A 4,264-nucleotide genomic window follows, 5' to 3' on the forward strand; every position below is an offset into this window, starting at 1 on the left:
CGCGATCGAGCACGATGTCGCCGACCTTCAGCATGCTGGACAGGACTTCCGGCTTGGCGCGGCGTAGCAGCGCCTTCACCCGCGCCATGAACTCCGGCGTAGAGAACGGCTTGACCAGATAGTCGTCGGCGCCGGTCGAAAGGCCGCGCACCCGGTCGCTTTCCTCGCCGCGCGCCGTCAGCATGATGATCGGCAGCCGCTCGGTCTCCGGCCGCATCCTGAGGCGCCGGCAGAGCTCGATGCCGGAAACCGCCGGCACCATCCAGTCGAGCACCAGCAAATCGGGCACGTTTTCCTGCAGCCGGATCTCGGCCTCGTCGCCGCGTGTGACCACCTCGACCTGGTAGCCTTCCGATTCCAGATTGTAGCGGAGCAGCACCCCCAGCGGCTCCTCGTCCTCCACCACCATGATGCGTGGCGCGATCATCAGCCGGTCACCCTTCTTCTCAGGCCGCCGGCGCCGACATCGCCGTCTCGTCCAGCTTCGGACGATTGGCGGGCAGTTGCTGACCGGTCAGCACGTAGTAGGCGTTCTCGGCAATGTTGGTGACATGGTCGCCGATGCGCTCCAGGTTCTTGGCGCAGAATAGAAGATGCGTGCAAGCGGTGATGTTGCGCGGATCCTCCATCATGTAGGTCAGGAGCTCGCGGAACACCGAGGTGTATTTGACGTCGATGCGTTCGTCGTCGTTGCGGAGCTTGGCGAGGGCTGCGGCATCCGCGGCGGCATATTGCTCGATGACGCCCTGCACCTGGACCAGCACAAGCTGCGCCATGCCGTCGATGGAATGCGAGAGATCACGCGGCGTGACGCTGAGGCCGACGGTACCGACACGCTTGGCGATGTTCTTGGCGAGGTCGCCGATGCGTTCGAGGTCGCCCGCCATGCGGATCGAGCCGACCACGGCGCGCAGATCGTTGGCCATCGGCTGCCGCTTGGCGATCAGCGTGATGGCGCGGTCGTCGAGTTCGCGCTGGCGTGCATCCATGATGGCGTCGTCGGAAACAACGCGCTGCGCCAGGGCATTGTCGGAATTGAGCAGCGCGCGCGTCGAGCCGGCGACCATCGAGCGGGCGAGATCGCCCATGTCGGCGATCAGCTTGCTGATCGCTCCCAGATCCTCGTCGAAAGACGCAACCGTATGATGTTCACCCATGATCCTGTCCTCGTGCGTGGAAATCAGCCGAACCGGCCGGTGATGTAGTCCTGGGTGCGTTTGTCGTCGGGGTTGGTGAACATCTTGTCGGTGGCGCCTTCCTCGACCAGGTAGCCGAGATGGAACATCGCCGTGCGCTGCGACACGCGGGCCGCCTGCTGCATCGAGTGGGTGACGATGACGATCGTGTAGTTCTGGCGCAGTTCGTCGATCAGCTCCTCGACACGGGCGGTGGCGATCGGGTCGAGCGCCGAGCAGGGCTCGTCCATCAGGATCACTTCCGGCGACACGGCGATGGCGCGGGCGATGCACAGGCGTTGCTGCTGGCCTCCGGACAGGCCGGTGCCGGGCTCGTGCAGGCGGTCCTTCACCTCGTTCCAGATCGCCGCCTTCTTCAGGCTGGATTCGACGATCTGGTCCATGTCGGCCTTGCGCTTGGCCAGCCCATGGATGCGCGGGCCGTAGGCGACATTCTCGTAGATCGACTTCGGGAACGGGTTGGGCTTCTGGAACACCATGCCGACGCGAGCCCTAAGCTCCACGACGTCGATGTTCTTGTCGTAGATATCCTCCTCGTCCAGCGTGATCTTGCCCGTCACGCGCGCCGAGTCGATGGTGTCGTTCATGCGGTTGAGGCAGCGCAGGAAGGTCGACTTGCCGCAGCCCGAAGGTCCGATGAGCGCCGTCACCTGATTGAGGCGGACGTCGAGATTGACGTCGAACAGCGCCTGCTTTTCGCCGTAGAACACGCCGACCTTGTCGCCGCGCATCTTGATCACTTCGTTCGACTTGGCGTTCATCTTGTCGCCCACTGCGTTTTCAAGAGACTGTTCGGTCATGATGTTCATACCAGATGCCTTCTTTTACCAGCGCCGTTCGAACCGGCGCCTGAGCACGATCGCTGTGATGTTCATGGCCATGAGGAAGACGAGCAGGATGATGATGGCGCCCGACATACGCTCGACGAAGGCGCGTTCGGCCTCGTTGGCCCACATGTAGATCTGCACCGGCAGCGCGGTCGCCGGATCGAACGGAGTCTTCGGATAGTCGGCGACGAAGGCGACCATGCCGATCAGGAGCAGCGGCGCGGTTTCGCCGAGCGCGCGCGCCAGGCCGATGATGGTGCCGGTGAGGATGCCGGGGGCGGCAAGCGGCAGGATATGCTGGAACACCATCTGCATCTTGGAAGCGCCAAGCCCGAGCGCCGCCGAGCGGATCGACGGCGGCACGGCGGCAAGCGCCGCGCGGGTGGCGATGATGATCGTCGGCAGTGTCATCAGCGTCAGCACCAGGCCGCCGACGAAGGCGGCCGAGCGCGGCATGCCGAGGAAATTGATGAACACCGCGAGGCCGAGCAGGCCAAAGACGATCGACGGCACCGCCGCCAGATTGTTGATGTTGACTTCGATCAGGTCGGTGAAGCGGTTCTTCTTGGCAAACTCCTCCAGATAGATGGAGGCGGCGACGCCGATCGGCAGCGCCAGAAGCAGCACGATCACCATCATGTAGAAGGAGCCGATGATGGCAACGCCCATGCCCGATGTCTCCGGACGGCTCGAGGCGCCATAGCTGAACAGGCCCTTGTTGAAATGCTCGGCCATGGTGCCGTCGGCCTTGAGCTGGTTCATCCAGGCGACCTGCTGGTCCGAGACCTTGCGGCGCGCTTCCTCGACATTGAGATCGATCTGCCCCTTGAAGGCGGAATCGAGGTTTGCGGCGACGAGGATGTCGACATTGCGCGTCGTGCCGATGACCGACGGATCGGCAACGACGATGTCGCGCAATTGGACGCGCGCGCCCTCCGACAGGAAGCCCTTCAGCTTCAATGCCATCGGTTTGTTGCTGGGGTCGATGCCAAGCTTGGCCATCAGCGCTCTGTCGGCAAGTTTGGGGTAGTTGGCCTTGATCAGCACCTCCGGGTCGGTGGCGCGTTTGTTGGAAGGATCGATGACCTTCTCGTCGAAATTGATCGGCAGCGATACCGTCGTCTGCCAGAAGGCGGTGTAGCCCTTCGAGACGATGGTGATCAGCATGATGGCGAGGAAGGCGAGGCCGACCGAGATCGCCAGCGCGCCGTAGATGCGGAACCGGCGCTCGGCGGCGTAGCGCGCCTTGAGGCCGATGTCGCGGCGCGCGGGGGCCGCGGTGCGGACCATCGTATCCAGCGGGATATCGGTCATTCGTACTGCTCCCGGTATTTGCGCACGATGTAGAGGGCCACGATGTTCATCACCAGCGTCAGCGCGAACAGCGTGATGCCGAGCGCGAAGGCGACCAGCGTCTGCGGCGAATTGAATTCGAGGTCGCCGGTCAGCTGGTTGACGATCTTGACGGTGATGGTCGTCATCGCCTCGAACGGATTGGCAGTGAGATTGGCGGCGACACCGGCCGCGAGCACCACGATCATCGTCTCGCCGATGGCGCGCGAGGCGGTGAGCAGGATGGCGCCGACGATGCCGGGCAATGCCGCCGGCAGGATCACCCGCTTGATCGTCTCGGAGCGTGTCGCGCCGAGGCCGAGCGAGCCGTCGCGCATGGCGCGCGGCACCGCGGTGATGATGTCGTCGGAAAGCGAGGAGACGACCGGGATCAGCATGACGCCCATGACCAGGCCGGCGGTGAAGATGCTCTGGCCCTGGATGAAGGGCGAGCCGCCGGTCAGCGCCGCGGAGAGATCGCGCAGGAACGGCCCCAGCGTGACGACGGCGAAGATGCCGTAGACGATGGTCGGGATGCCAGCCAGCAACTCGAGCGCCGGCTTGACCACCGACCGCACCTTGGGCGAGGCGTATTCGGCCATGTAGACAGCCGACATCAGGCCGACCGGCACCGCCACCAGCAGCGCGACGAAGGCGATGTAGAGCGTGCCGGCCAGAAGCGGGATCAGGCCGAACTGGCCCTGGCTGCCGCCCGAGCCGGCGGCGGCGAAGCGCGGATCCCAGACGGTGCCGAAGAAGAAGCTCGCCGGCGAGACGCTCTCAAAGAACTGGATGGTCTGGAACAGCATCGAAAGCACGATGCCGACGGTGGTCAGGATGGCGATGGTCGAGGCCGCCAGCAGCCCCCACAGCATCAGCCGCTCGACATTGTTCCTGGCGCGCGACCGT

At 64.4% G+C, this 4,264-nt stretch carries 5 protein-coding genes; all 5 read right to left on the reverse strand.

Features of this window, described 5'->3' with window-relative positions; all coding sequences use genetic code 11:
- A partial coding sequence (locus EN781_RS27360; protein ID WP_189347890.1) for a response regulator occupies nt 1-424 on the reverse strand: 424 nt, incomplete at its 3' end.
- A 22-nt stretch (nt 425-446) separates the two neighbouring features.
- Nucleotides 447-1,157 carry a phosphate signaling complex protein PhoU gene (phoU, locus tag EN781_RS27365; RefSeq protein WP_126057989.1) on the reverse strand — a complete coding sequence of 237 codons (711 nt, stop codon included), beginning with the start codon at nt 1,155-1,157 and terminating at the stop codon, nt 447-449.
- Nucleotides 1,158-1,180: 23 nt separating this feature from the next.
- A complete protein-coding gene (pstB, locus tag EN781_RS27370; RefSeq protein WP_126057988.1) occupies nt 1,181-2,005 on the reverse strand; it encodes a phosphate ABC transporter ATP-binding protein PstB in 825 nt (274 codons plus the stop codon).
- Nucleotides 2,006-2,020: 15 nt separating this feature from the next.
- Nucleotides 2,021-3,337: a phosphate ABC transporter permease PstA gene (gene pstA, locus EN781_RS27375; protein WP_126057987.1), complete on the reverse strand. Its 1,317-nt coding sequence runs from the start codon at nt 3,335-3,337 to the stop codon at nt 2,021-2,023.
- On the reverse strand, nt 3,334-4,264 hold a 931-nt coding region (gene pstC, locus EN781_RS27380), incomplete at its 5' end, for a phosphate ABC transporter permease subunit PstC (protein ID WP_127400514.1). The genes pstA and pstC, both read right to left, overlap by 4 nt.

The organism is Mesorhizobium sp. M4A.F.Ca.ET.090.04.2.1 (genome assembly GCF_003999085.1).
Taxonomy (GTDB): domain Bacteria; phylum Pseudomonadota; class Alphaproteobacteria; order Rhizobiales; family Rhizobiaceae; genus Mesorhizobium.

Excerpts from the sequence above, each read along its gene's own strand:
- phoU (WP_126057989.1), bottom strand. The coding sequence starts at position 1,157 with ATGGGTGAACATCATACGGTTGCGTCTTTCGACGAGGATCTGGGAGCG.
- pstB (WP_126057988.1), bottom strand. The coding sequence starts at position 2,005 with ATGAACATCATGACCGAACAGTCTCTTGAAAACGCAGTGGGCGACAAG.
- pstA (WP_126057987.1), bottom strand. The coding sequence starts at position 3,337 with ATGACCGATATCCCGCTGGATACGATGGTCCGCACCGCGGCCCCCGCG.